The sequence below is a fragment of the Streptomyces graminilatus genome, assembly GCF_001418565.1.
GTDB lineage: Bacteria > Actinomycetota > Actinomycetes > Streptomycetales > Streptomycetaceae > Streptomyces > Streptomyces graminilatus.
The window spans coordinates 1-1,258 of record NZ_LIQQ01000168.1 but is presented as its reverse complement, the minus strand read 5'-3'; the positions used below and the strand labels follow the sequence as shown (position 1 = coordinate 1,258).

1 protein-coding gene is annotated in these 1,258 nt (G+C 71.0%); it reads left to right on the top strand.

All coding sequences use genetic code 11. The features are described 5' to 3' along the window. Positions 1-518: 518 nt before the first annotated feature. Positions 519-1,258 (top strand): class I SAM-dependent methyltransferase (locus AOK08_RS16055; RefSeq protein ID WP_055526246.1); only part of this gene is annotated, 740 nt, incomplete at its 3' end.

Sequence of the window (1,258 nt, the reverse complement as noted above, 5' to 3'; positions counted from 1 at the left end):
CGTGACCCGGCCGGTCGGTCCGGTCGGCGGCTCGCCGCGCACCGCCTGGAGGCGGCTCGGCCTGTGGGTGGCGATGTACCTGCCAGGCACGCGACCCACAGGCAGGCCTCCGGGGCGCGGTCGGCCTCGTGAACCCCGTCATGAAGACGCGTCGACGGGATGCTGCCTGACACAAGATTGCGGTCGGCGTATTGCTCTACGTCACGCAGCAACCTGGCCTTGTTTACAAGTTACGGTTCCGGTCCGTACCGACGACCTTCCCAGCCTTCACACCTCTTCAACGGCCTCGAACCCGGTCGACGGCTCAGTTCCGCGTTCCATTCACCCCCGGTGCCCATGCACGACTACTCACCACAGGCTCGTACTCGCTGCGGGAAGTACTGGTCCACTGCCCACCTGAATCTTCACCCAGCGTGGCCACGCCACAAGAAGCAAGCCGGGGCCAGAACCCGAGATCTTCAGCGGCCTTCTAGGCTGGCGCGGTGACTGATGAACGGAAGCGGGTGCGGCCGTCAGGAGTGTGGGCCACGGCGGTGGGCGTGGCCAGGGTGCGGGCGCTGGAGACCGAGCGGGACAACCCGCTGTTCCACGACCCCCTGGCACAGGCCTTCGCCGCCGCCGGCGGCCTGTGGCCCCCCTCGCCGCCGCAGCCCGATGACGAGGCCGCACGCCGCCGTCGGCTGGCCGTGTCGTTCTCCATCGTCATCAGGACGAAGTTCCTCGACGACCTGTTGCGGCAGGCCTCCGCGTCCGGGATCCGGCAGGTCGTGCTGCTCGGCGCCGGCATGGACAGCCGGGCCTTCCGGATGGACTGGCCCGAGGGCACCCGGCTGTTCGAGGTCGACACCGCCGCGCCACTGGACTTCAAGGCTTCGGTGCTGCGCCAGGAGCGGGCCGTCGCCCGCTGCGAGCGGATCACCGTCGCGGTGGATCTGCGTGAGGACTGGCCGGGCGCCCTGACCGCCGCGGGGCACGACCCGGCGGTACCGACCGCGTGGATCGCCGAAGGACTGCTGATCTATCTCCCCGAGGACGCGGTGGAGCTGCTGCTGGCCCGGATCAGCGCGCAGTCGGCGGCCGGCAGCCGGATGGGGCTGACCTTGGGCTCGCCCGGCGTGATCGAGCGCTTCGGCGCGGACGCCGAGCCGGGATCGGCGGCGTCCATGTGGGTCTCGGAGATGCCCGACGACCCGGTGGGCTGGCTGGCCGGGCACGGCTGGGAGGCCGACAGCCACACCCTGCGCGAGCGCGCCGCCGC